Annotated in this window: 23 protein-coding genes and 1 tRNA gene; 11 read left to right on the top strand and 13 right to left on the bottom strand. The window is 37.3% G+C overall.

The features are described 5' to 3' along the window. The coding region (locus ES948_RS09615; protein ID WP_484600305.1) for a flagellin N-terminal helical domain-containing protein at nt 1-1,255 on the bottom strand (1,255 nt) is incomplete at its 3' end. Between the two features lie 145 nt (nt 1,256-1,400). On the opposite strand from ES948_RS09615, the gene ES948_RS09610 reads away from it, so the two are divergent. Then, nucleotides 1,401-1,484: transfer RNA gene (locus tag ES948_RS09610), tRNA-Leu, on the top strand. Between the two features lie 19 nt (nt 1,485-1,503). Here the strand turns inward: ES948_RS09610 and ES948_RS09605 are convergent. Genes ES948_RS09605 through ES948_RS09595 form a run of 3 tightly spaced genes read right to left on the bottom strand, consistent with a single transcriptional unit; the run spans nt 1,504 to nt 7,005 of the window. After that, entirely contained in the window at nt 1,504-4,605 is a 3,102-nt protein-coding gene (locus ES948_RS09605; RefSeq protein WP_152184731.1) for an efflux RND transporter permease subunit, read from the bottom strand. A 3-nt stretch (nt 4,606-4,608) separates the two neighbouring features. Next, a complete protein-coding gene (locus ES948_RS09600) occupies nt 4,609-5,670 on the bottom strand; it encodes an efflux RND transporter periplasmic adaptor subunit (RefSeq protein ID WP_152184730.1) in 1,062 nt (353 codons plus the stop codon). Continuing rightward, entirely contained in the window at nt 5,671-7,005 is a 1,335-nt protein-coding gene (locus tag ES948_RS09595) for a TolC family protein (RefSeq protein ID WP_152184729.1), read from the bottom strand. A 115-nt stretch (nt 7,006-7,120) separates the two neighbouring features. On the opposite strand from ES948_RS09595, the gene flgA reads away from it, so the two are divergent. From flgA to ES948_RS09550, 9 genes are all read left to right on the top strand, one after another. After that, nucleotides 7,121-7,999 carry a flagellar basal body P-ring formation chaperone FlgA gene (gene flgA, locus ES948_RS09590; RefSeq protein WP_152184728.1) on the top strand — a complete coding sequence of 293 codons (879 nt, stop codon included), beginning with the start codon at nt 7,121-7,123 and terminating at the stop codon, nt 7,997-7,999. After that, nucleotides 7,996-8,526 (top strand): UbiX family flavin prenyltransferase, encoded by a 531-nt coding sequence (locus ES948_RS09585; RefSeq protein WP_152184727.1) that lies wholly within the window; start codon nt 7,996-7,998, stop codon nt 8,524-8,526. The genes flgA and ES948_RS09585 overlap by 4 nt, the downstream gene beginning before the upstream one ends. After that, nucleotides 8,527-9,024: a pantetheine-phosphate adenylyltransferase gene (coaD, locus tag ES948_RS09580; protein WP_152184726.1), complete on the top strand. Its 498-nt coding sequence runs from the start codon at nt 8,527-8,529 to the stop codon at nt 9,022-9,024. Next, the gene (tmk, locus tag ES948_RS09575; protein WP_152184725.1) at nt 9,009-9,584 is read left to right on the top strand and encodes a dTMP kinase; all 576 of its coding nucleotides are present in this window, start codon (nt 9,009-9,011) and stop codon (nt 9,582-9,584) included. The genes coaD and tmk overlap by 16 nt, the downstream gene beginning before the upstream one ends. 69 nt (nt 9,585-9,653) lie before the next feature. Continuing rightward, on the top strand, nt 9,654-10,868 hold the full coding sequence (gene hisS / locus ES948_RS09570) for a histidine--tRNA ligase (protein ID WP_152184724.1): 1,215 nt from the start codon (nt 9,654-9,656) through the stop codon (nt 10,866-10,868). Further along, on the top strand, nt 10,868-12,607 hold the full coding sequence (locus tag ES948_RS09565) for an FMN-binding glutamate synthase family protein (RefSeq protein ID WP_152184723.1): 1,740 nt from the start codon (nt 10,868-10,870) through the stop codon (nt 12,605-12,607). The genes hisS and ES948_RS09565 overlap by 1 nt, the downstream gene beginning before the upstream one ends. 9 nt (nt 12,608-12,616) lie before the next feature. Further along, nucleotides 12,617-14,446, top strand: coding sequence for a biosynthetic arginine decarboxylase (speA, locus tag ES948_RS09560; RefSeq protein WP_152184722.1), 1,830 nt, complete (start codon nt 12,617-12,619; stop codon nt 14,444-14,446). An 8-nt stretch (nt 14,447-14,454) separates the two neighbouring features. After that, complete coding sequence (cysE, locus tag ES948_RS09555) at nt 14,455-15,156, top strand: serine O-acetyltransferase (RefSeq protein WP_152184721.1); 702 nt, start codon at nt 14,455-14,457, stop codon at nt 15,154-15,156. Between the two features lie 77 nt (nt 15,157-15,233). After that, complete coding sequence (locus tag ES948_RS09550; RefSeq protein WP_152184720.1) at nt 15,234-16,406, top strand: pyridoxal phosphate-dependent aminotransferase; 1,173 nt, start codon at nt 15,234-15,236, stop codon at nt 16,404-16,406. 10 nt (nt 16,407-16,416) lie between these two features. On the opposite strand, the gene ES948_RS09545 is transcribed toward ES948_RS09550, so the two are convergent. From ES948_RS09545 to ES948_RS09505, 9 genes are all read right to left on the bottom strand, one after another. Continuing rightward, the gene (locus ES948_RS09545; RefSeq protein WP_152184719.1) at nt 16,417-16,620 is read right to left on the bottom strand and encodes a hypothetical protein; all 204 of its coding nucleotides are present in this window, start codon (nt 16,618-16,620) and stop codon (nt 16,417-16,419) included. 16 nt (nt 16,621-16,636) lie between these two features. Continuing rightward, on the bottom strand, nt 16,637-17,587 hold the full coding sequence (gene lpxD / locus ES948_RS09540; protein WP_152184718.1) for a UDP-3-O-(3-hydroxymyristoyl)glucosamine N-acyltransferase: 951 nt from the start codon (nt 17,585-17,587) through the stop codon (nt 16,637-16,639). 4 nt (nt 17,588-17,591) lie between these two features. Beyond that, nucleotides 17,592-18,065 carry an acetolactate synthase small subunit gene (ilvN, locus tag ES948_RS09535; RefSeq protein WP_188109502.1) on the bottom strand — a complete coding sequence of 158 codons (474 nt, stop codon included), beginning with the start codon at nt 18,063-18,065 and terminating at the stop codon, nt 17,592-17,594. Further along, on the bottom strand, nt 18,065-19,762 hold the full coding sequence (locus ES948_RS09530; RefSeq protein ID WP_152184716.1) for an acetolactate synthase large subunit: 1,698 nt from the start codon (nt 19,760-19,762) through the stop codon (nt 18,065-18,067). The genes ilvN and ES948_RS09530 overlap by 1 nt, the downstream gene beginning before the upstream one ends. A gap of 101 nt (nt 19,763-19,863) precedes the next feature. Next, nucleotides 19,864-21,990: a WD40 repeat domain-containing protein gene (locus tag ES948_RS09525; protein ID WP_152184715.1), complete on the bottom strand. Its 2,127-nt coding sequence runs from the start codon at nt 21,988-21,990 to the stop codon at nt 19,864-19,866. A gap of 7 nt (nt 21,991-21,997) precedes the next feature. Further along, a complete protein-coding gene (gene ilvA, locus ES948_RS09520) occupies nt 21,998-23,200 on the bottom strand; it encodes a threonine ammonia-lyase (protein WP_152184714.1) in 1,203 nt (400 codons plus the stop codon). 9 nt (nt 23,201-23,209) lie between these two features. Beyond that, a complete protein-coding gene (locus ES948_RS09515; RefSeq protein WP_152184713.1) occupies nt 23,210-23,641 on the bottom strand; it encodes a CoA-binding protein in 432 nt (143 codons plus the stop codon). Nucleotides 23,642-23,716: 75 nt separating this feature from the next. Further along, nucleotides 23,717-23,917, bottom strand: a complete 201-nt coding sequence (locus ES948_RS09510; RefSeq protein ID WP_152184712.1) for a hypothetical protein — start codon at nt 23,915-23,917, stop codon at nt 23,717-23,719. After that, nucleotides 23,914-24,174 carry a hypothetical protein gene (locus tag ES948_RS09505; protein ID WP_152184711.1) on the bottom strand — a complete coding sequence of 87 codons (261 nt, stop codon included), beginning with the start codon at nt 24,172-24,174 and terminating at the stop codon, nt 23,914-23,916. The genes ES948_RS09510 and ES948_RS09505 overlap by 4 nt, the downstream gene beginning before the upstream one ends. 106 nt (nt 24,175-24,280) lie before the next feature. On the opposite strand from ES948_RS09505, the gene ES948_RS09500 reads away from it, so the two are divergent. Further along, complete coding sequence (locus ES948_RS09500; protein WP_152184710.1) at nt 24,281-24,826, top strand: porin family protein; 546 nt, start codon at nt 24,281-24,283, stop codon at nt 24,824-24,826. Nucleotides 24,827-24,853 lie beyond the last annotated feature (27 nt).

Below are 24,853 nucleotides of genomic sequence, written 5' to 3'. Positions count from 1 at the left end.
TGACATCTATTCCCACAAGACTGAGTGATGAACCGTCCAGTGTACCTGGATTGCCTTGCGTGAGGTCTGCCACTTCTGAAATCTTTGTTGATGGAGAAGCAAAAGCATTGTTACTTTTTACAACTTGTGCTGTACTTGAAGCGAGATAAAACCCATCTTTTGAAAACTCTGTTCTATCATATAACAAGCCCTGTATATTAGTTGCAGCACCATTTGCAGGAGTTAAACCTGATTGCATAAACTCTTTTACATACAAATCACCTGTAGGAGGATAAACTGTCTCTCCAGCATCTAAATTATCAATATCATTGACATTTGCTGTACCAGCACCACTGTAATCAACGGCACCGACAAGATGAAAGTCAAGTTTTGAAGAGCCTTTTATCTTGTCTTTTACAACAATTTGTCCATTGCTGTTCATGCTTACATCAACAACATCAACAGTACCAGTATTCCCATATGCTGTTCCTATTCTGTTTAGCAATGTATCTATTGTTGCTGTATCATTTAAAACAATCTTTTCTTTGATAGCAGTCCCATCACTTTTAGTACCACGTAGATAAAAATAGTCCGTATTTACAGTTGCCGGGTTATTGTCTTTGTCTCCCATTAGCTCACGCAGGGTACTTGAAGAAGAGAGTGGCTCACCTGAAACAAGTAGATTTCCATGGACTACATTCGAAGTTACTTCTCGGTTTCTTAAAACTTCCTCACCAAGAAACAGATCAGAACCACTAAGATTGTATTGTTGTAAATTGTTCGAGCCGACAAAAGAATTCATAGCATCATCATTTCCTTGATACGTTCCATCATCAGCAATAGGTTTTGTATCTACTGCTGAACCAGAAAAAAGAAATTGACCATTAATAGAAGTATTTGCCAAACCTTTTAAGTTTTTCTCAATTCCTCGTAGTTCATCAGCAATGGAATCCAAAGATGTATCATCATTTGTATCATTGGCTGCTTGTACCAAAAGTGTTCTCATTCTATTGAGTGAAGTATTAAACTCATTCATGATTTCATCTGTTTGATTTGCTACTTTATAACCACTCTCTGTACTTTGTTTTATTTGGTCTAAAACTGTCACTTCATTATCAAGTCGCATCGTTTCCGTAAAAGTTCTTACACCATCTTTTGCATATTGGATTTTAAGACCTGAGGCAATTTGCTTGTTAACATCAAAAAGTTCTTTGTTGAGTTTTGAGTTATTTGATCCATAAATGCTGTCATAGTACATACTCATAGTAACACGCATATCAAGGCCTCCATTTTTAAAATATAAACAGTATATTCTTCTATTGACTAAATTATAGCAATTAAAGTTCCATTTAGAGCCAAATCGGCAAAAAGTTATTTACTTTTAAGTAAGATATGACTATTATTTCAACTCCAACAACTATGCCAGCGTGGTGGAATGGTAGACACGACGGATTCAAAATCCGTTGGCTTCGGCTGTGGGGGTTCAAGTCCCCCCGCTGGTACCACTTAACTCAAAAAATCCTTTTACATATCTTTTGCATCATTTTCTTTAACACTCCAGATAAATATCAATGGAATAAAAAGCAGTGTTAAAAATGTTCCAACAATCAGACCACCGATTGCAACAGTCCCAAGCGGTGCAAGACGCTCGAGTCCAATAGCTGAGCCCATTGCAACAGGGAGCATACCTGCAGATGTTGCAAACGCAGTCATAAGAACAGGTCTTGTTCTGATTTTAATACTCTCAAGCATTGCTTCTGCTTTTGTTTTACCCTCTTGCATCTTCTCTAATGCAAAATGAATAAGCAAGATAGCATTGTTTACAATAATTCCAGAAAGTAATATAAACCCCATCATAGCAGGCATTGAAGTGTGATAATGCATACCAAGCATCATCCAAGAAGCTCCGATTATCGTTAATGGAATGGATACAATAATCATTAATGATATTTTGATTGAGTTAAAAAGTGCAATAAGCGTAAAAAAGATGAGTACAACGGCAAAACCAATAGCACCAACCATACGCCCAGCAGAACTTTTAAACTGTTTGATATCTCCTGTTTGCTCCATTGTAACACCTTCAGGAAGTTGTGTCCCTTTAAATGCTGCATCAAAATTACTCATTATATGTGATATTGCTGCCTTTTCTCTAAAACCATAAACATTGAGTGTGTATTGTAATCCTTCCCGCGTAATGAGTGACGGTTCTGAAATTTGTTTTACATTTGCTACTGCGATCAAAGGTATTTTACCTTTTGGAGTAGTAAGCAAAAAGGAGTTAATATCTTCTAGTGAGTCTCTTTTTGACTCCTCACTCCATACCCGGATTCCAAAATCTACACTGTTTTGCAGATAAAAAGATGCTGCTTTTGCTCCTCTTGTAAATATTTGAAGCTGTTTTGATATCTCAGCATTTGTAAGCCCGTAAAGAGCTGCTTTTTTATCATCTACCTCTATCTCAAAAACCTTTTTATTATTGGCCCATGTTTTTGAAATAGACACTATGCCACCCGTCTTTTTCATAGCTTTTTCTACCATATCTCCAGCAATTTGCAGTTTTTGCAGATCTGCACTGTAGAGTGTCACATCAAGATTTGCACGAATACTTGCAAGTGCTGTTGCACCATAATCAACAACATCAACACTATAGACATTTTTTATCTTATTAAGCTCATTGCGCAGTTTTCTCTCTATCTCCCAGATACTCTCTTTTCTATGATATCTGTCAACATAGGTTGCAGTGATGGCAATATGGTCAATCCCACTTCCACTACCGATGCTAAGTACCCCTGCTTCACTACCGATAGCACTCGAGAGATACAGAAGTTCACCCTGTTTTTTTATAATCTCATTTGCCTGTTTTACAATTTTCTGACTTGCTTCAATCGGTAGATTTGGATCGACCGTAATAGATATCTTAGTCGCACCCGTATCCATTGGAGGCATCAGCTCCTGTCCAACGGTCGGCATAACACCCTTTACACTTGTTATAAATAAGAGAAGTAAAGCAATGATATATCCTGTTGCCACACCTTTGTTATTTATTGCAGCTTTTACAGCCCCAGAGAAGAAAGACGAAATGCCTCTTGAAAAACTTCCTGTAATCTTTTCAAAAAAGGCTTCACTTTTCATAATAAGAGGATGCTTGAGAGTTAAAATCTTCAATGAAAGAAGTGGTACTGCTGTAATGGAGATAGCATAAGAAGCTGCAAGTGCCAAAAGCAGCGTTCCAACAAGCGGTTGAAAAACCGTTTGTGGATAGCCACCAACAAAAAGCATTGGTGAGAGCGCTATCATCGTAGTAATGGTTCCAGAGAGGTCCGCAAACATTATCTCTTTTGTCCCACTGTATACTGCTTCATGTATCTCATCATGGAGCTCTCGGTAATGCCTCTCAATATTCTCCATAACAACAACTGCATCATCAAGTAACAGTCCAAGGGCTAAGATAATAGCTGTCAATGTTACAACATTAAACTCGATTCCAACTATCCACATCAAGGCAATCGTTGTTGCATACACAAGAGGAATCGTTACAAGAACAACAAGAACCTGTCTAAAGCTGGCAAGAAAGAAAAAGACAACTATCGTTGACATCACAATAGCATCACGAAGTGATTCAAACATATTCGTTGTACTTTGCACAATAGTATCTTTTTGTGTATCGGTAACTTCAAAAGAGATATTTTTATACTTGTTTTTCAGTTCTTCTATCTCTTTTTCTACCAATTCAATACTTTTAATTACATCTGCATTTTCTGCACGCTGCACAGCAATAGCAATAGCTTGCTTACCATTACCAAAATACTCAGCAGAGTTTTCATAGTGCCCAAAATAGATTTTTGCAATATCACCAAGTGTAATATCTTTATTGATTCCTATACCCTTAAGAGTATTGATTTTATCCCTTTTACCTTTTGATTTTAAAAGATATCTACTCTTTTGACTTGTAATAAAACCTATCGCAAAATCATCATCATTTGCACGAAGTGCTGCGATAACACGCGTAATATCAAGATTGTATCTGTCGAGTTTGTCTTTATCAACGATAACCTGAATCTCTTTTTCATAACCACCAAAAACATCTACATCTGCGATTCCCTTTAGCTTGATTATATGGTGTTTTATATCGGTTTTTGCAAGCTGTCTGATGTCCTCTAATGGAATTGAGCCATCTTTGGAACGTACTGCATAGGTAATTATTGGAGCAGTCGCTGCTGTTATCTGAATAATTTTAGGAGCTAAAATAGAATCTGGCAGCTCTGACTTTATCTTATCAAGTGCATTACTGACATCACTCGTCGCGGCATCAATTCCTTTTGCATATTCAAACTCGGCACTGATAACACTCACTTCATCAATCGTAGTTGAGTATACACGACGAACCTTATCAAGCGTATAGAGTTCTTCTTCAACAGGAATACTGACATTTGTAGCAATACTTTTTGCAGATGCACCCGGTTCTACAATAACAACAGCAACTGTCGGGTAGTTTGAATCAGGAAAAAGTTTTCTGTCTATCTTTTGATATCCGACAACACCCAAAAAGAGAAAAAGTGTTAAAAAAGAGAATATAAAATAAGGTCGATGTAAGAGTACATCGACAATGGAAGATCTTTTTTTCATTTTTTATCTGTCCTCATTTACAACTACTTGACCATAGCTTGGAAGTAAAGAGAGTTTTGCTTCTGATGCAGTAGCAACCGGCTCTTCAATACACTCGGATATAATTGCTTCACGGTCATTTTGAAGTAACACATCTACTTTTTTTGCAGTGAACTTTTTATCTTTATAGAGCATTGCATACACACCGTCTGTTTTATGAAGGAGAGCATTAAGTGGCAGTGTACAGCCCTCAGCACTGTCAACAACAACTGAAATCGTTTTGAAAGATTTGTTTGCATACGGCAATGCTTTAAAAGGCTTCACTTCTGCGACCAAAAGTGCATTCTTTGCATCATCATATCGTTTTGTAACTTTTCCTATAAGCTTGTTGTTCAAATAAACTTTTTGCCCCTCTAAGATAGGCTTTGTTGTATCTACGAAAGAGAAGAGTAATTTCTGGTCATCAGAATTAAGTGTTAAAAGTGCTTTTCCAGGAAGTGCCAAAGAGCCATCATTTGCAAGTTTTGAACCGACTCTACCGTTAAAAGGAGCTCGAATATTGAGGTATTTGAGTTGTGATTTTGTCTGTTTTATCTTTTCATCGACTGATTTTAAAGCTGAAAGCTTGTTTTTATAAACAACATTGGATGTATCATATGCTTCTTGCGATATTGCAGCAATTGCAAAGAGCTTTTTGTTTCTCTCTAAGATATTTTTAGCATTGTCTAAATCTGCTTCAAGAGCTACTTTTTGCTGACGCAGAGATGCCAATGTCGCTTTTATCTCTGAATCATCAAGTGCGATAAGCAGTGCACCTTTTTTGACTACATCATTCTCATTGACATAGATCTTTTTGATATTTGCGCTGAACTTTGATGCAATGTAGGCACTGTTAGTTGCTACAATCTCTGCTAGAAATACTCTACTCTCTTCTACTCTTTTATTCTGCGCATGCACTACATCTACATTGTGTGTATACATTTTAGGTGTTTGCAAATGCGCAACAGCATCTTTTTGTTTTTTTAGAAAAATCCCTGCACCCACAACAACAACTGCAACAATAACTAATGCTATAATCTTTTTCATCTACTTCTTTTCTCCTCTTTCTAACAGATAATCTATGTAATATTTTGCTTTTTGAAACTCATACTTTGCGTTAATCATTTTGGCATAGGCAAGTTCAGCTTTTGCTCGTGAATCAAGCAGATCTGTCAATGTCACAGCACTGTTTTCATACTTAACTGCTTCAACTTTTGCAATCTCATGCAGGAGTTCATATTGTGAAAGTGCAGCATTGTACTCTGACTTTGCAAGGGTCAGTTTACTACGTGCTACTTTTAGATTTTTATCGATTTCAAGCTTGATATCTTCTTCTTCAAGTCTAGTGCTCATAAGTGCGAGTTTCTCTTTTTGAACCTGAGATGATTTCGAGCCAAAATCATAAAGATTCCATTTCAAGTGCAATCCTACCTGCCAGATTGTCTCATTGTTAAAGTCACCCTTGTTGATATATGTCGTATTGGTTAAGGGAGAGGTGTTTGTCGTTGCATTAGGTCCCATGCTGTACCCATAGTAAGAACTAAAATCAATTTTTGGATAGTAACTTGCATAAGCACTCTCGACCTTTTTTGCTGCTAGATCACTCTTAAGTGCATAGAGTCTGTATCTGCTGAGATTTTCTATACTACTTGGCGCAGCATCTTCTTTATATTCGATATTTATATTGAGAGGCTCCTCATTTGCAAACTCTTCTCCACCGATAAGTGTCGTGAGTGTAGCTCGCAGTATCTCAATATTTGAGCGGATTTTATCTTCATTGGAACGACTTGCTTTATAGGAGTTCTTTGCTTTTAATGTATCAAGTTTTGACTTACTTCCCAGTTTATAGGCTGCTGCAATCTTTTCATAGAGTTGAAACTGTGATGCTGTGTATGACTCTTGCGCTTGAAGTTGTTCATCTAATGCGAGTAAAGAGAGATAAAGTGTTCTCACATTATAAATCAACTCTTCATGTCCAAGCTTTGATTTTATAATAGAATTTTTATATAAAATATCTGATATTTTATAAGAGTTCTGTTGTGCAAAACCATTAAAAAGTACTACATTGTAAGCAATTCCTGCAGTTGTCAAATCATTCGTTGTTGGAATCTTATATGCACCATCCACTCCACTAACAATATCCATAGGTGTAAGTGGTGCAAGTGTTCGTGAATTGTTATAGTGATCATAATTAGCAATCAGATTAATACGACCAAAGTTCTGTGCTTTTTTAGATGCTCTGTTGGCTTTTGACTGTTCAACTTCTAAAGATATTTTCTTTAGAGAGTTGTTATGCTGTAGTGCTTTTTGAATTGTCTCATCCAGACTCATAGCATGCAAAGATGCGTAAACAAAAAGAGGTAAAAAAAGTTTTTTATTCATTCTCTGTTGATCCTTTAAAAGGAAATATAGTTGTGTTATATTACTTGTTTAATATTAGCATATCGTTAAGATTAAGTATTTTCATGCTAAAATCCGCACAAACAAGGGTTGAAATATGCATATTTTCACAAAAGCACTCTTTATTCTTTCACTGCTGTTTTTAACACTGCAAGCAAATCAAGAACTGCAACATGAATACAGTGTAACAGGTAAAGATATAATGCTCTCAGATATTGTAAACAGTCCAAAAGAAGATGCACGCTTATTTCAAATATCTCCATCAAGACACTCCAAACGAGTAAAAAGCAAAGAACTTCTGAGATTACTTAAAGAGTATGGTTACAAAAACTTTCAAGCAAAACATGCCTATGTGCAATTCAGTCAAAAAAGCCCTATAAATACAGATAAAATAAAAAATAGTCTCATTGAGTATTACCAAGAAAAGTACAAAGATATAAAGATAGAAAAAGTGGACCTGCTTCCAAGTAAATATATGACACACCTACCAAAAGAGTATAAAGTAGGCTTTTCAAGAAATGCCTATCTCTCACGCAAAGGCGTTTTATATATCAAAACACCGGACAATAAAAAAATCTTTTTCAACTATAATATGTACGCAAGATTAAATGTTTATGAAACAAAAAAGAAGATAGAAAAAGGCGAAGAGTTATCAGAGTTAAATTGTAAAAAAAAGAGTATAATACTGGAAAAATTTAGAGCTATGCCTCTTATGGATCTACCAAGAGCACGCTATGAAGCAAAACACAGACTTAAAAAGTTCTCACTGCTTACACAAAGAGATGTAGTCGGACTTTTTTTAATCAAAAGAGGCTCGCATGTCAATGTTTATCTTCAAGATGAAGGTGTCTATATCACTTTTGGTGCAAAGGCATTGCAAAGTGGTCGATATGGAGACACTATCACTGTAGTAAATCAAAACAAGAAAAAAATCCATGTGAGAGTCATAGGTAAAAACAGAGCAGAAGTTAGATGAAAAAAAGAAAAATAATTATTGCAACAAGTGGTGCAAGTGGAGTAAACCTTGGGTTAAAGGCTCTCTCTCTACTACCAGAAGAGATTGAAAAGCACTTTATAATGTCTGAGCACTCAGAAGTCGTGCTGCAAAAAGAGATGCAAAATGTTATAACACACAAAAATGAAGATATTTCTGCCTCAATAGCATCTGGATCTTTTGGTGTGGAAGCGATGCTTGTTGCACCCTGTTCTATGAATACTTTGGCAAAAATTGCCTGTGGTATAGCAGATAATCTGGTCACTCGTGCAGCTGCAGTTATGTTAAAAGAGCACAAAAAGCTCATACTTGCTCCACGTGAGATGCCATTTTCAGCTATAGCTTTAGAAAATATGCATAAATTGGCCTCTTTAGGTGTCATCATAGCACCTCCTGTTATGGCTTACTATTCAGAGCAGCAAAAACTTGACGAGATGGAAAACTTCATCATAGGAAAATGGTTTGACTTACTTGATATTGAAAATGATTTATATAAAAGGTGGAACTAAATGAGCGATCGTAAAATTGCCCTCTATCCAGGTACATTTGACCCTATTACAAACGGTCATTTTGACATTATTGAACGTGCCCGTAATCTTTTTGATGAGGTTATCGTCGCTGTTGCAGAGTCAAAAGATAAAAAACCGATGTTTACGCTTGAAGAGCGTATTCATATGGCAAATGTAGCTGTCAAAGAGATAGATGGCGTTCGTGTTGTTGGATTTGACAATCTTACAGTTGAACTTGCACATGAGCACGATGCAGGTGTGCTTATACGCGGGCTTCGAGCAGTCAGTGATTTTGAGTATGAGCTGCAACTTGGTTATCTGAACAACTCTCTTGATGAGAGCATTGAGACAGTATATCTGATGCCAAAGCTCAACCATGCTTTTATCAGCTCTTCCATAGTAAGAAACCTTCTAAAGTTCAATGGCAAAACAGAACATCTTTTGCCACGTGAGGTACAACTAATCATAGGGAGTATGAATTCATGTACATTGCAATAGAAGGAATAGATACTGCCGGCAAGAGTACACAGATAGCAGCGCTTCAAAATGCCTACCCTGATGCTATCATTACAAAAGAGCCAGGTGGAACTGCCATTGGAGCCCAAATCCGTTCTTTGGTTCTCAGTGCAAAAGCACAAAGCAAAAAAGCAGAGTTTTTACTTTTTTTGGCAGACCGTGCTGAGCACATAAAAGAGGTCATAAAACCAAATCTTGACAAGATGATTATCTCTGATCGTTCAGCTGTCAGTGGTGTTGCCTATGCTCTCACGCAAGGTGAAATTGGTGAAACTGCCCTAGTGCATTTTAATAGATTTGCAACAGATGGCATCTATCCGCAAAAAGTATTTCTGCTCAAACTGACAAAAGAAGAGCTAGAGTACCGTCTCTCACAAAAAGAGCTTGATGGAATTGAACTACGTGGCAGTGAGTACCTTTTAGCTATTCAAGATGCTATTATAGAGGCTGCTAAACTCCTTGATATCGAGCTTGTAGAGATTGATGCTACAAAAAAAATAGAAGATATAACAAAAGAGATATTAAATAATATCAACTCCTAAACTCCTTACAAGAGAAAAAATGATATTATTGTACTACTAAGATTACATTACAATTTTCAAAGGAAACAGATGATTAAATCACTCAGAGGGATGAATGATATTCTCAGTAAAGAGGAGTCCCAGAGATTTACATATTTTATAGACACTGCTACAAAAGTAGCCCTTAGATATGGATTTCATTATATTGAAACACCTCTTTTGGAAGAGACTGCCCTCTTTAAGCGTTCAGTCGGAGAGTCGAGTGATATTGTCGGTAAAGAGATGTATCAGTTCGAGGACAAAGGCGGTAATGATGTCTGTCTTCGCCCAGAGGGTACTGCAGGTGTGGTACGTGCCTTTATTCAAAATAAGCTTGACCGTGCAGGCGGAACGCACCGCTTTTTCTATCATGGACCTATGTTTCGTTATGAGCGGCCACAAAAAGGTCGTCTGCGTGAATTTCATCAGTTTGGTGTAGAGAGCTTTGGGGTTGAGAGTGTTTATGAAGATGCTATTATGATTATGATGGTTGCAGATATTTTAGGTGAACTTGGCATTGGATACCGCTTACAGCTTAACTCTCTTGGGTGTAAAGAGTGTATGCCTCCTTATCGTGACAATCTAGTCAGTTTTATAGAGAGTGTTGAGCGTGATATCTGTGAAGATTGTCAAAGAAGAAAGTCAACAAACCCTATCCGCGTGCTTGATTGTAAAAATGAAAAGTGTCAATTTCTATATGAGACTGCTCCAAAACTCATGAGTTCACTCTGTGAGAGCTGTGAAAGTGATTTTAACAAACTCAAAACTATTTTGGATGCAAACAACATCGCGTATGAGATAGATACAAATCTCGTGCGTGGGCTTGACTACTACTCAAAGACTGCTTTTGAGTTTGTCAGTGACAACATCGGAAGTCAGAGTGCAATTGCCGGTGGCGGACGCTACGATCGCCTTGTAGAATTTTTAGATGGACGCCCTACTCCTGCTGTCGGTTTTGCTATGGGAATCGAGCGTCTGTTAGAGCTTATTGAAATGCCTGAGGGCTCACGTGAAGGCTATTTTCTTGGTGCTATGGATGATGAAGCCGTTGAACTTATCATTTCACTCACACAGAAAAAAAGAAAAACAGATAAAGCGAGCTGTGATTATCGTGCAAGAAATCTCAAAAACCATCTTAAATCTGCAGACAAAGTTAATGCCCGATACTGCTGTGTAATCGGTTCAAATGAACTTGAAAATGGCACAATTTGGGTAAAAGACTTAGAAAATAAAACAGAACAAGCTCTAAATATAGAAGATTTATAATGATTGCAGCAGACAACTATGTAGATACTCTTTGGCACCTTTTTCTAGAATTTTTAGAATTTTTCATCTTAGGACTACTAGTTGTTGTCACTGTTTTATACTTTTATGACAAATATGTACAAAGAAAACACGCACTTTTAATTAACTACCCGGTAATTGGGCGTTTTCGCTATTTTTTTGAAGCACTGCGTGAGCCACTGCGCCAGTACTTTGCAGAAGAGACTTTTTATGAATCAAAAGACAAAGTTGACTGGGTCTACAAAGCTGCTAAAGATAGACCAAACTATCAATCTTTTTCAGTAAATCAACCATTTTCCGGTTCACGATTTATTATTAAGCATGCTTCAAGTGTTTTAAATGAAGGTGAAGTAAGTGATGATACAAGTGTTGTATTCGGTCAAAACAGAGAGCATCCTTTCATCTCACCCACCCCTATTATCCGTTCTGCTATGAGTGATGGTGCACTCTCTCCTGAAGCTGTTCGTGCTTTCAGTATTGCAGGGCGAGATTCAAACCTTACTATAAACATCGGCGAAGGCTCTTTGACATCCAACCACCTCTTTACACTCAAGCCCAATCCAGAAAAAGATAAATATCTTGAGATAGTCAAAAGTACACCCTATGCAGAATTTTTTTTTAAAATGGGTGATTTTTTCTTTAACAGAAAAATAGCACTTAAATGGTATCGAAATGCACTTCTGAATAAAAAAACACAAAACACCTACATCTATGATACTACTTCACATGTACTTTTTCGTGTAAACTGGGATGCACCACTGGAAGCATTTCCAAAAGAGGTACCACAAGAGATACCAAATATGATTTTTCAGATGAGTTCAGATCTTTACGGTGTTCGAGATAAAGATGGTAATTTTGATGACGAAAAATACCAAAAAGTGATGAAGTTCTGCCGTATGACAGAAATAAAGATTGCCCAAGGTGCAAAACAGATCGGTGGAAAACTTGCAGGGAAAAAAGTTACTGCTGACATCGCTTATTATCGGGGAGTACCAGAGGGCAAAGATATCTTCTCACCAAACAGGTTTCCCTATGCAGACACAACAGAACAGCTTTTAGACTTTATTTCAAGATTACAAAAGATCTCAAAAAAACCGGTAGGCTTTAAAATTGTTATCTCTGATGCAGCTTCTGTTGAAGAATTGGCACGTGCAATACAAAAACATAAAGAGGCCGGTAAAACAATTCCTGACTTTATTACCGTAGACAGTGGTGAAGGTGGAAGTGCAACTGCTCCACTAGAACTCATGGAGTCTGTTGGACTAACAACAAACAATGCACTCTACATCTTAGATACTATTTTAAAACAATACAATCTCCGTCAAGAGATTAAAATCATTGCCAGTGGTAAAATTCTTACACCAGATGATGCTATTATTACCCTATGTATGGGGGCAGATGCCATTGGAATAGCTCGTGGATTTATGATGAGTGGTGGTTGTATCAGGGCCCGTATGTGTTCTGGTTTTGGCCCACACGTCTGTCCTGTTGGTATGGCAACGCAAGATGAGAAAAAACGGGCTTCATATCTTGTTGTAAAAGAGGGGCGTGAGATTGGAAACTATCATAAAAATCTTATTAAGAGTATGAAAGTAGTACTGGCTGTTATGGGTATAAAACATTTGAAAGATCTCAATAAAAAACGTCTGACATTCAAAAATAGAAATGGCGAAATCTATTTTGATATTGATCAGTACTTTCATCATAAACTACATGTATAGGTAAAGATTTTGAAGAACTTTGGTTTAGATATATGGGCAAATAAAAACTTTATTATCGAAGAAGGTGAGGTCCGACTCAATTACAAATCAATGCCCTCACTTTTTGAAATAACAAAATCGATCAGAGAAGAAGGTACACGTGGTCCTTTACTGCTTCGATTTCCACATTTGATAAAAAAACAGATACGCAGTCTTTATTCCCACTTTGACAGTGCTATAAAAGAAAACAACTATCAAGGTAGTTTCAATGCTGTTTTTCCTCTAAAAGTAAATCAGTTTCCTCACGCAGTCCATGCTGTTGTCAATGAAGGAAAAGAGTATAACTATGGTCTTGAAGCCGGTAGTAAAGCTGAGCTTATTCTTGCTATGGCAAAGACACCAAAAGGTGCAAATATTACAGTAAACGGTTTTAAAGACAAAGAGATGATTACACTTGGCTTTATTGCAGCACAAAGCGGACATAATATTACCTTGACCATTGAAGGACTTGGAGAGTTAGAAACTATTATCGAAGTAGCTCAAGAATCGAATCTAAAAGTACCACATATAGGTATTCGCGTGAGGCTGCATTCTACAGGAAGCGGTGTCTGGGCAAAAAGTGGTGGAATGGATGCAAAATTTGGACTCACTTCAACAGAAATTTTAGAAGCAATAACACTTTTAAAAGCTGCGAACCTACTTGAAAATTTAAGCATGATTCATTTTCATATCGGTTCACAAATGGTTGATATCGCTCCTATTAAAAGAGCTTTGCGTGAGGCTGGGAACTTCTATGCCGAGTTAAAGAAGATGGGAGCAGATGCACTTCAAAACATCAATATCGGTGGTGGACTTGCCGTTGAGTATGACCAGCACTCTCACGCAAAGAGTCATAACTACTCCATTGAAGAGTTCTCAAGCTCAGTTGTTTTTCTCCTTGGGGAGATCATGGATGCAAAAGGGGTTGAACACCCAAATATTTTTACCGAATCAGGTAGATTTATCGTTGCTTCTCACGCAGTACTTATCACCCCTGTCTTAGAGCTTTTTACACAAGACTATCATGAAAAGCTTTTAAAGTTTAAAGAGAACAATCCTCCGCTTATTGAGGAGTTGCGTGAGCTCAATCGACTGCTGAACACTAAAAACTGTATTGAGTACCTCCATGATGCACTGGATCATATAGAATCTCTTTTAACACTTTTTGATCTAGGTTATATTGACCTGCAAGACCGATCAAATGCTGAAATTTTGGTGCACAATATCATTAAAAAATCACTCTACCTTACAGCATCATACAAAACAGATGAACTCAAACAGCTTCAAGTCAATCTTCAAGAACGTTACCTTATCAATGCATCGGTTTTTCAAAGCCTGCCAGATTACTGGGGACTCCAGCAACACTTTCCTATTATGCCCATTCATCATCTTAATGCTGACCCTCTTCGAGCAGCTTCTTTATGGGATATTACCTGCGACAGTGATGGAGAGATTGGTTTTAACCCGAACAAACCTCTCTACCTGCACGATATTAATCTTGATGAAGAGGAGTATTTTCTGGCTTTTTTTAATATTGGTGCCTATCAAGAGACTTTAGGCATGCAGCATAATCTTTTTACCCATCCTAGTGAATATACTATTACCATAAATGACACTGGTTATACGATAGAAAATTGTGTAGAGTCAAAAAGCATACTTGATATTCTTACATCTATCGGTTATGATGAAGAAGAAATCTTAAAAAAAATTAAAAGTGACCTAACAGCAAGTGACTTTATCACAGAAAAAGAAAAAAGTGATACACTTACAAAGCTAGAAACTTTTATCTATCAAAATGGATATCTAAGAACTACAAACTAAGGAATTTTATGGGAATTTTTACAGAGATTAAAGAAGATTTTTCAAATGCATATAAGAATGATCCAGCTTTAAACTCAAGATTGGATTTCCTGTTTAACTACCCTGGTGTATGGGCTGTAGCATGGCATAGAGTTGCACACAGACTCTACAATGCGAACTTTAAACGTTTGGCTAGAATCCTTATGGGAATCACGCAGATTTTAACAAACATAGATATCCACCCTGCCGCTAAAATTGGAAAACGTGTATTTATTGATCATGGAACCGGTGTTGTCATTGGTGAAACTGCTGTTATCGAAGATGATGTCATTATCTATCAAGGTGTGACACTTGGTGGTGTTTCACTGACACACGGTAAAAGACACCCGACTATCAAACAAGGTGTAGTTATTGGTGCCGGTGCAAAAGTACTTGGAAACATTGAGATAGGTGAGCATGCGAAAATCGGTGCAAACTCTGTTGTTGTTAAACCTGTACCTGATTGTTCAACAGCCATCGGTATTCCTGCCCATGTGATTGAAAAAGGAAGATGTAAGGATCCGTTTATGCACAATATGCTTCCAGATATCAATAAAGAGATGTTTGAGTACCTTTTAAAAAGAGTTGCTGTCTTAGAGCATATACTCGTAAAAGACAACAGAGAGGTTCTTGAACAAGACTTAGAACTTGAACATATCTATGAATCTTTCATCAAATCAATGAAAAATTAAAAAGTTTTTCCTCTTCTCAACTTAACTACATCATATTTTTAGTATAATTTCTTCAATATTTCACCTAAAGGGTTTTTATGCTTACAAAACGCATTAATACACTATCTGAATCGATTACTATCGCGGTATCTACGCTTGCACAAGAGTTAAAAGCTGAAGGAAAAGATATTCTCAGTTTTTCTGCCGGTGAGCCTGATTTTGACACACCACAGGTTATTAAAGATGCAGCTATTGCTGCTATTAACAGTGGTTTTACAAAATATACCGCAGTGGATGGTATTCCAACTCTTAAAGAGGCTATTGCTAAAAAACTCAAATGTGATAACAGTTTAGAATATGCACCAAACCAAATCATCGTAAACAATGGTGCAAAACATTCACTTTTTAATCTTTTTTCTGCAACTATTGAAGATGGAGACGAAGTTATCATCCCTGCACCATACTGGGTTACTTACCCTGAACTTGTAAAGTACTGTGGTGGTAAACCTGTAACAATAGCAACAGATGACTCAAGTGGATTCAAAATCACTCCAGAGCAGCTTAAAAGTGCTATCACTCCAAAAACAAAGATGCTTATCTTGACAACACCTTCAAATCCAACAGGAGCAGTTTACTCTAAAGAAGAGCTCACAGCGCTTGGTGAAGTGCTTAAAGGAACAAATATTCTTATTGCAAGTGATGAGATGTATGAAAAGCTTACATATGATGGTGAATTTGTTTCTACTGCATCTATCAGTGAAGATATGTTTAAACGTACGATTACGATTAACGGCCTCTCTAAATCTGTTGCTATGACAGGATGGAGATTTGGTTATATGGCTGCATATGACACAGAACTTATCAAAGCAACAAAAAAGCTTCAGTCTCAAAGTACATCGAATATCAATTCCATCACACAGTATGCTGCGATTTCTGGACTTGACGGTAGTGCGGATGATGATATCGCTATGATGAAAAAAGAGTTTGTAAAGCGTCGCGATGAAGCTGTAAAACTTTTCAATGAAGTAGATGGTCTTAGCGTACTTAAACCTGATGGTGCTTTTTATCTTTTTGTAAATATCAAAGAAATCAGCAACGATTCACTTACATTCTCACAAGAACTTCTAAAAAGTAAAGGTGTAGCAGTTGTTCCAGGTGTTGGTTTTGGTAGTGAAGGTTATTTTAGATTTTCATTTGCAACAGGTATTGCAACGATTCGTGAAGGAATCAAAAGAATTGATGAATTCGTCCAGGAGTTCAAAACAAAGTAGGTTTTTCAACCTACTTTAGCTCCTGAAGTGCTTTTATCACTTCATCTAAGTTTTCAAGTGGAATATGTACCTTCCACTCCGGATTATTAGCATCTCCACTTAAAGAGATTCCGATACTTGCCACTGTACCACTTCCCTCTCCATACGGATTCTCTAGTTTTGTTACAGAGATAACGCCATTTTGTGTTCCACTAAGTGCAATTGTCTTACTCATAAAAACTCCTTATATTTTATTTGATAAGTCTAGCAAGTTTTCCCTGAATTTTAAGCCATGCTTTGTGTTCCATAAATGGGAAGCCTGCAAATGTTTTTCCACTCTCTTTTACACTTTTTGTTACACCACTACGTGCTGCAAAAGTATTAAAAGGTGCGATCTCCAAGTGTCCTGCTGCACCTGACTGTGCACCAAACACATTGTTTTGGCCAATGATTGTTGAACCTGCAAAACCTGATTGTGCAGCTGCAACACTTCCTTTTCCAAAGACACAATTATGTGCTATTTGAATCAAGTTGTCCAGACGTGCACCTTTTTCTATAAGTGTAGAGCCAAATACTGCTCTGTCTATTGACGTGTTTGAACCAATTTCCACATCATCTTCAATAACAACATTACCTATATGGTATATCTTTTTATGCTCTCCGAGTCTGTTAGAAGCAAAACCAAAACCATCACTTCCAACTACTGTTCCGGCATGAATGATACAATCATTTCCAACCTTACAGTCACGGTAAATGACAACATTCGGATAAAGTATAGTATTGTCCCCTACTTCAGTACTTGAACCGACATAGACACCTGCCATAATAGTTGTGTTTTTCCCTATCTTCGCACCGGGTGCAAGTGTAGCTGTAGGAGCAACACTGCTGCCCTCTCCAACAAGAGCTTTGGGAGCATCACTATCTTCTAAAGGTGGTGCAAAATACTTTGAAAGTGTTGCCATCTGCCAGTATGTATCTTCAACGACAAGTGCCACTGAATGCATAGGGACATACTCTCTTGTAGCTTCTGTTACTAAAATAGCACCTGCTTTAGATGTTGGAATCTCTTTTACATATTTGGGATTTGCTACAAATGAGAGCTCACTCTCATTTGCATCTTTAAGGGTATTTAAGGAAAGGATTTCTTTATCATCACCATGAAACTCTGCACCGACTATCTTTGCAATTTCACTTAGCTTCATAATGCTATCTCTCGAGTGCTACAGCACCGCTTCGTACAATCTCTTTTGGATTGTATCGTTTGATGGCATTGAGGTAATTATCAACACGTTTTGGCTCATCTGCAACCATTGCGATAACGATATTGTCACCGACATTGACGATTTTACCGTTGTATGCTTCACTGATAGCATTAATATCGCTTAAATTCTCTGTGATAGGAAACTTAACCATTGCCATCTCTTTTTCTACCATATCTTCATGTTCATAAACACGAAGTACAGGGATGAGTTTATGCAGTTGCTTCGTGATTTGCTCCATTACACGCACAGACCCTGATGTTACAATCGTCAAACGAGAGTATTTTGAATCTGGGATCGGTGCAACTGTGAGTGATGTAATGTTATAACCACGCCCAGAAAAAAGGTCTGTAACACGAGACAAAACACTTGCTTCATTTACTACGATAACTGAGATTACTCTTCTTGCATTCTCACTCATTATTTACTCTCCTTTTTCTCTAATAGCATCATGTTAAAGAGGCTTCCACCTGCTGGGACCATCGGCATAACATTTTCAAATCTCTCAACTAAAACTTCAATAAAAGCAACAACACCCTTTTCCACAGCATCTTTGAGTGCTGCATCAAACTCCTCTTTTGTACGGACTCTGTATCCTATTCCACCGAATGCTTCTGAGAGTTTTACAAAGTCTGGCTGTACGCTTAAATCTGTCTCAGAGTGACGTTTGTCATAAAAGAGTGTCTGCCACTGACGTACCATTCCAAGGAAGTTATTATTTAAGATGATGTTGATAACCGGCAGTTTTTTCTCAACTGCTGTCATTAACTCTTGACAGTTCATTAGTATTGAGCCATCACCCGTAAAGTTTATACTTATCTTATCTGGAGAAGCCGCACGTACACCAAGTGCTGCAGGAAAACCAAACCCCATAGTACCAAGTCCACCTGAACTTATAAATTGACGCGGTCTGCTAAATGGATAGAACTGTGCTGTCCACATCTGGTGCTGTCCAACATCTGTAGAGATATTTGCATCATCACCAAGAAGCTCACCAACTCGCTCAATTACCCACTGCGGTTTAAGTCTCTCACTGTCCTCGTGATATGTAAGTGGATGCAGCTCATCAAAGTTATTGATAGTTTCTCTCCATGACTCATATCTCTCAGCATCGATTTTATCAACTTGCTCAAGCATCTCTAAAACAACGTTTTTAACATCTCCAACGATTGGAAAGTCTGCATTAACAAGCTTAGAGATAGAAGCAGGGTCAATATCTACATGAATAACTTCTGCATTCTTTGCAAATTCAGAAAGCTTCCCTGTTACACGGTCATCAAAACGTGCACCAAGAGCAATGATCAGATCTGTTTCACTCATTGCCATATTCGCAGCGTAAGACCCATGCATTCCAAGCATTCCAATAAGTAGATCATCATCATGTGCAAGCGTTCCACGTGCCATAAATGTCTCAACAGCAGGAATACCGGTTTTATGAACAAAATCTCTTACATCATATGCTGCATTTGCATTGATAATACCACCACCTAGATAAAAAAGCGGGCGCTTCGCTTTAGCGATTGCTTCCATCGCTTTTTTAATCTGACGAGGATTTCCTTTGACATGAGGCTTATATGTCTCAAGATTGAGATCGATATCATAATTAAACTCTGCGATCTGTGCTGTCACATCTTTAGGGATATCAACATGAACAGGACCCGGACGCCCAGAAGATGCAATATAAAATGCCTCTTTAAGTATGCGTGGAAGGTCTGCTGCATCAGTTACAAGATAGTTGTGCTTTGTACAAGAGCGTGAAATCCCTACTGCATCAATCTCTTGGAATGCATCTGTACCGATAAGGCTCATAGGTACCTGACCAGAGATAACAACTAAAGGAATAGAATCCATATAAGCATCTGCCAAACCAGTGACCGCATTTGTAAAACCAGGACCAGAGGTAATCATTGCAACACCTACTTTGCCACTTGCTTTTGCATATCCTTCTGCTGCGTGGACTGCTGCTTGCTCGTGACGATTTAAAATGTGTTGGAATTTGTCTTGTTTGTATATCTCATCATAGACATTCATTATTGCTCCACCAGGGTAGCCAAAAACTGTGTCTACACCTTCTGCAATAAGTGCTTCAATGACCATCTGTGCGCCACTAATTTGCATGAAAAGTCTCCTCTAATTGTTTATATATTAAAAATTTGCTCATTATATTAAAAAATAACTATATTAGAGGTTAAAAGGGGATGTAATTTCGAGACAAAAAGCTAATCTAAGATTGAATCGACTATCATTGATGGTCGCCACATTGTAAACGAACCTTTTTTCAAGAATTCAAGGTTCAATTTAGTCTCAGGGTACATATCTTGAAAAAGATTGAAAAATGCCTCTATTTGTTCTGAAACACCAAAGTTCACTACATAGTTTTTGATACTGTTTTCTATCTTTGGACGCTCTACTCCACGCTGCAAGGCATCTTCAAGCTGCACCATATATGCAAAAGCAAAAACAGTCGCAAGTGCTGCATACTTCGAACTTGTTCTCATATATTTCTGCATCACTGCTTTTACTCCGTTAATATTGCCAAATGCAGCAGCTGCATTTGCCGTATGCAGATCTTTATTCCACATCTGTTGCAGTTTTACGCCATCTTTTGTCTGCATCAGATCTTCAGAAACTGCCATCATATCATACGCTGTCTCCATATCATTGTCACGTACAGCATTGAAAAACTTTGCTTTTGATTCAAGATCTATCATAAAATTACGTGCTTCATCTTTAAAGCCTTCAAAATCCTGGAGTATACGCAGTATCTTAATAGCAGAATGAAGCTCCCCTTCTTGCATAAACTTTTGTGACTTTATATACAGACCATCAGCATACTTCATTAAACTCTCATACTCCGGCAACTCTCGCAAAAAAGGGTTCTGTTTTATAAGTTCTGAACAGATTGTAAACTCTTTTTTTGAAATCGCATTACGAAAACGCTTGTAGATTTCAGCCTTACTGAGTACTTCTTGAATAAATTTTGTTTTTTCACTCATACCTCGATATGGTGCCAATATCTCTTTTGCAAGCGGTGCTGTCTTTGGATCAAGTACATATTGTTGTGCTTGAAAAAATGCTTTTTTCCATCGCTTTTCAAGCGCTTTATATGTTGCAGACTCCTTATAGACAGGAAATCTGTTCGCAAGTCCGTAAGCAAGAGCAAGCTTGCCTTCTTTTGCAAACTGAACAAACTTCGGAAAGTCTGTATAGTCTCGAATGAGCTTTTGAATGATTTTATTTTTGCTTGGCATATGTTTAAACTGCCCAAAAATAAGCATCGCTTTTGCTCTGTCACCTTTTTGCAGTGCAATTTTTGCCTTTTGTAAAGAGTTTTCCCAAAAATTTGCAATCAGTGAATATATCTGTGTATAGACTAAAAGAGGATTGATATCAATGACTTTTTGAACCAATCCAAACTCTTTTTCCTGAAGTAACTTTTTTAAAGTATCAGTTCCCTCAAAAATATCATAGTAGATTACAAAACCATCTGCCGTCCCGATGATTAGAAAATCATTATCCTTATCAAATGCCAAACTTGTTACCGGTGAAGTTATCTTAATATATTTTGCAGAAATAAGTTTATAGGTTTTCAGATCAAAAACAATGATATAGCCAAGCTGTGTTCCTAAAAACAGGAACCTTTCTTCTCCATCGAGAACCAAGGCTGTCACTTCGTCATGAATTCCCTGCAGACGATTCAGTACTTTTCCACTGTAAATATTCCAGATAATTGCAGATGATTTTTTATCAATACTTATCAATTTGTTTCTATGGAAAAACTTCAAATGCATAACAGGTGCAGAATGTGATTTCAACTTATTTTTTGGCGTCATGGTTACAAGAGAAAAAAGAGAGATTTTTCTGTCATAACTAGCAGTTGCAACCCAGTTTCCATTACCTGAAAATGCTATATCATTGATAGTATCTGCGTGAGGAGGCAGTGTAAAAACAAGTTTGCCACTCTCTATATCAAAAGCAAAACTTTTTCCGTCATCTCCACATGAAAACATATAGCGAGAAAGCGGATCAATAGCGACACAAGAGACTTCACCATGGTGACGGTCCACTTTTGTTATCATCTTCTTTGTCTGTGTGCTAAATAATCTTGACTCTTTGAGATCTAAGGACAAAAGAGCAAAGTAGTTACCATCATTCGAAAAAGCAACTACAGGGGTTTTATAGCGTTTGTACGTAACCCCAACTTTAAAGCCGTTTTGTAGTTCAAGGTTCTCTTTATTAAAATAACGCACAGCCGTCTCTGCATCAACAACCAAAAGAGTATTGTCATCAAGAATTTTCATCAATATAACCGGTTTTACAACACTCTTACTCTGTACTATTTCCATAATAGACTCAATCCCTTAAATAACCCTCTTTTTTGAGAGCTGCGTGAATCTCATCTTGATGCTCTTTACCTTTTGTCTCCATATGTACCGTTACGTTTGCATCACCATAATCGAGTGATGTAGATGTTCTGTCATAAGCAATATGAACGATATTTGCATTGAGCTCTTGAAGTATCTCTGTAAAACGCATCAGTGATCCAGGTTTATCAACAAGCGTTACTGTAACTTTCATTTTACGATGCGATTTTAAAAGACCCTTTTCAATGATAACAGAGAGCAGTGTTACATCCATGTTTCCACCACTGAGTACTACAGCTACATTTTTTCCTTTGAGCTCATCGAGTTTATGATGAAGCAGTGCAGCCACGCCAACAGCACCAGCACCCTCAACGACAAGTTTTTGTTTCTCTAAAAGATACAAAATAGCACTTGCGATCTCTTCATCATCAACACTGAGTACTTTATCAACATTTTTAAGTGCATACTCAAGCGTTATAGGCGATGTATCACGTACAGCAATTCCATCAGCAATTGTTCTTACACTTGTTGAATCAATCGGTTTTTTATTTTCATATGACTCTTTAAAAGCAGGTGCACCGCTTGCACTCACACCTATTACTTTCACATCTGGGTTTGTCTCTTTAATTGCGGTAGATATACCTGCAATCAATCCACCTCCACCAATAGGTACAATAACAGCATCAAGTTCTTGGCATTTATCCAGTATCTCAAGTCCGATTGTTCCCTGTCCTGCGATAACATCTTCATCTTCAAAAGGGTGGACAAAAGTAAGATTGTTCTCTTTACCATATTGCAACGCATATTCATACGCTTCATCATAATTACTACCGGCAAGAATGACCTCGGCACCATAATGCTTCACACCATTTATCTTGGTAAGCGGTGTTGACTCCGGCATGATGATAACGGCTTTGATATCAAAAAGGTTTGCTGAAAGTGCAACTCCTTGCGCATGATTACCTGCACTTGCAGCCACTACACCATATTCACGTTCTTCTTGCGTGAGAGAGGCAATTTTATTGTATGCTCCACGGATTTTAAATGCACCGGTAATTTGCAGGTTCTCTTTTTTAAGATAGATATTTATACCTGTTATTTCTGAAAAATAAGGAGCATAAGCAAGAGGTGTCTGGGCTACAACCCCTTCGATTCGTTTTTTGGCTTCTTGGATTTTTTCTAAATGTAACAACTAAATAACCTATGCATAAATGTTTCTATGGTCAACCATAGCACACTGATTTTGGACAACTTTCATACCTGCATCTTGCGCTTTTTGCGCTGCTTCATTATTTACTATCCCCTGCTGTGCCCAGAAGACTTTTATATCACCACGTTCAATACAGGCATCTGCTACAGCATCAAGAGCGGCAGGCTTTCTAAAGATATTTACCATATCTACTTCAAAAGGGATCTCAGCTAATGAAATATAAACTTTTTCACCTAAAATTGTCTCACCTTTTGGATATACCGGTACTATCTTGTATCCATGCTCTTGCAAATATTTTGCAACTCTGTGACTTGCTTTACTCTCATCAGGAGAAAGTCCCAATACTGCAATAGTTTTTACACTGTCAAAAATCTCTTTAATCTCATCCATATTTGAATTTACTGTCGGAAATTCGCACTCCATAATCTTACCTCTTGTGAAAAATATTTAATAAAAAGGATTATAGCTAAAATTTCATAAAGTACTTATCTCTTGAAGCTATTCGTTTTTAGCCGTTTCTCTCTTTTGCAGTGTCTGTGCTATCTCTTTTGTCTCATGAAGCTTTTGTAAAAGCTCCTCATAAAGTTTGAAGAAAGTCTCATCCCATGTAAGGTTTCCATCTTCATCTACCATGGTATTTTGCAGGTGGTTGAGTGCTGTTTCTATCTGCATCAGTGCTATTGCCGGATTTTTGTTCATCTTTTTCTCAACCTTTTTTTAAACTCTGCAGGATCAAGGTACTTTCCCATACTCTTGAGTGAAGCCTGTTCTTCTTCATAAATGACCCTGTCCGTCTTTGGTTGGTATCTTGTATGTTTTTGTACTTTTCTTTCTGTAGAGTCTTTCAGCCTTGTATTGATATCTATACTTGTAATGAGTCCCTCTTTTAAGTTGTTCAATATTGAAATCACGGTTCCTAAGTTTTCATCATTGACATCTAAAACTATTTTTGCCATTACAATTTTCCCCTACCTAAAAAATATTTATTTAAAAAAGTAAACTTTATTTTACCATTAAGTTATAAAAGTATATCATAGCGCAATCTATTTTTAAAGGAATCAAATGATAAAAAAAATCTTGTTAACTTTGGCACTGCTTGGGTTAGGTACACAGCTTTCTGCTTATGAAACTGAAGTAGAAAAAGAGAGTTCTTATTATGTTGTAGTTAAAGGTATATATATTCTTGGTGATGATGTAAAACATGAAGATGTTATTTTAAAAGGTGACGGCAATTATGGATTTGGAATTGATCTTGGTTACAGACTAGAGCATGGATTTGCTTTGGAATATGATTTTTCTTATGCAACGAATGATGTAAAAGAGGATATAAATACATTTAATGCAAGTTATATGACACATGCACTTGATTTGGTTTACTCTTATGAGATTATCCACAACACAAAACTTTTTGCAAAAGCTGGATACGAGTATGAAAAAGAAAAAATCAGTGACTTAAACATTGACAATAGCTCTGACGGTGCTGTTCTTGGTGCAGGTGTAGAGTATGAACTCGATCACACATACAATCTTGTAGTGGAATATGAACACTCAACTATCGATGGACCTAGAGGTGATTCTATCAACCTTGGAGTTATGTACAACTTCTAAACATTCAAACAACTGTCATCAAATGAT

This window comes from Sulfurimonas indica, from assembly GCF_009192995.1.
Classification (GTDB): Bacteria; Campylobacterota; Campylobacteria; order Campylobacterales; family Sulfurimonadaceae; genus Sulfurimonas; species Sulfurimonas indica.
This window is presented reverse-complemented; position numbering and strand designations above follow the sequence as displayed.

Bases quoted from the DNA above. Each gene is read 5' to 3' on its own strand.
- ES948_RS09605 (WP_152184731.1), bottom strand. From the start codon at position 4,605: ATGAAAAAAAGATCTTCCATTGTCGATGTACTCTTACATCGACCTTAT.
- ES948_RS09600 (WP_152184730.1), bottom strand. From the start codon at position 5,670: ATGAAAAAGATTATAGCATTAGTTATTGTTGCAGTTGTTGTTGTGGGT.
- ES948_RS09595 (WP_152184729.1), bottom strand. From the start codon at position 7,005: ATGAATAAAAAACTTTTTTTACCTCTTTTTGTTTACGCATCTTTGCAT.
- flgA (WP_152184728.1), top strand. From the start codon at position 7,121: ATGCATATTTTCACAAAAGCACTCTTTATTCTTTCACTGCTGTTTTTA.
- ES948_RS09585 (WP_152184727.1), top strand. From the start codon at position 7,996: ATGAAAAAAAGAAAAATAATTATTGCAACAAGTGGTGCAAGTGGAGTA.
- coaD (WP_152184726.1), top strand. From the start codon at position 8,527: ATGAGCGATCGTAAAATTGCCCTCTATCCAGGTACATTTGACCCTATT.
- tmk (WP_152184725.1), top strand. From the start codon at position 9,009: ATGTACATTGCAATAGAAGGAATAGATACTGCCGGCAAGAGTACACAG.
- hisS (WP_152184724.1), top strand. From the start codon at position 9,654: ATGATTAAATCACTCAGAGGGATGAATGATATTCTCAGTAAAGAGGAG.
- ES948_RS09565 (WP_152184723.1), top strand. From the start codon at position 10,868: ATGATTGCAGCAGACAACTATGTAGATACTCTTTGGCACCTTTTTCTA.
- cysE (WP_152184721.1), top strand. From the start codon at position 14,455: ATGGGAATTTTTACAGAGATTAAAGAAGATTTTTCAAATGCATATAAG.
- ES948_RS09550 (WP_152184720.1), top strand. From the start codon at position 15,234: ATGCTTACAAAACGCATTAATACACTATCTGAATCGATTACTATCGCG.
- ES948_RS09545 (WP_152184719.1), bottom strand. From the start codon at position 16,620: ATGAGTAAGACAATTGCACTTAGTGGAACACAAAATGGCGTTATCTCT.
- lpxD (WP_152184718.1), bottom strand. From the start codon at position 17,587: ATGAAGCTAAGTGAAATTGCAAAGATAGTCGGTGCAGAGTTTCATGGT.
- ilvN (WP_188109502.1), bottom strand. From the start codon at position 18,065: ATGAGTGAGAATGCAAGAAGAGTAATCTCAGTTATCGTAGTAAATGAA.
- ES948_RS09530 (WP_152184716.1), bottom strand. From the start codon at position 19,762: ATGCAAATTAGTGGCGCACAGATGGTCATTGAAGCACTTATTGCAGAA.
- ES948_RS09525 (WP_152184715.1), bottom strand. From the start codon at position 21,990: ATGGAAATAGTACAGAGTAAGAGTGTTGTAAAACCGGTTATATTGATG.
- ES948_RS09515 (WP_152184713.1), bottom strand. From the start codon at position 23,641: ATGGAGTGCGAATTTCCGACAGTAAATTCAAATATGGATGAGATTAAA.
- ES948_RS09510 (WP_152184712.1), bottom strand. From the start codon at position 23,917: ATGAACAAAAATCCGGCAATAGCACTGATGCAGATAGAAACAGCACTC.
- ES948_RS09505 (WP_152184711.1), bottom strand. From the start codon at position 24,174: ATGGCAAAAATAGTTTTAGATGTCAATGATGAAAACTTAGGAACCGTG.
- ES948_RS09500 (WP_152184710.1), top strand. From the start codon at position 24,281: ATGATAAAAAAAATCTTGTTAACTTTGGCACTGCTTGGGTTAGGTACA.